The sequence below is a fragment of the Vibrio sp. Y176 genome (genome assembly GCF_033438945.1).
The window spans coordinates 1-674 of the sequence record NZ_JAWOQS010000591.1 but is presented as its reverse complement, the minus strand read 5'-3'; the positions used below and the strand labels follow the sequence as shown (position 1 = coordinate 674).

1 pseudogene is annotated in these 674 nt (G+C 46.6%); it reads right to left on the bottom strand.

Annotated elements, in window-relative coordinates:
• Positions 1-444, bottom strand: a pseudogene (locus tag R7O13_RS27475) (molecular chaperone); the annotation flags it as partial.
• Positions 445-674: the final 230 nt, after the last annotated feature.

Here is a 674-nt window from a genome sequence, read left to right as displayed (position 1 = left end):
GCTTTGCTGAGCATGGTTTTCTGCCTGAGCTTTGATGTTGTCCATCATGGCGCAAACCAGATCTTCAAAGAAGCTCAGCTGAACATCACGCAAGCCAGATGCACCAAGAAACGACTTTGGTGACTTCACGTAATAGATATCGCGTGGATCTTCTAAATAGCGGTTCAACGCTGCCTGACCAAACGCGATGTCTTCTGGCTCCAGCTCGATGCTCTCTTCTCGGTTCAAGTTGATTGCGCGGCGCAGTACCTGCTCTCCAACTTGATCAAACGGTTTGATGTCACGGTGACGAAACAAATGCTCAGACACAGACTCACGAGTCGGAGCTGCTAGGGTGGAAGGAATGAACGGGCTATCCCCTTCAAGATTTAGCAAAACAGGCTCGCCTGATTCCATTTTTGCCACTGAACAGTTTGCAGTGCCATAGTCAAAGCCAATATACATGAGTCCTCCCACTGACGAAAAAAAGGTCGGCAATGCTAACTCAATGGCACATGAATTACTACTCAAACGGTAGAGCGATTCTCGCTTATTCGCTTTCGGACGTTTCTTTTTTCATGGCAGGTAACACGACGGCTAACAATAACGCTAATAAAAGAAAAGCAGGCGTGAGTTTCAATCCTTGCCAAATTGAGTACGTGTCGTGAAACAGCCAAAAAATTCCTATCGTTAAC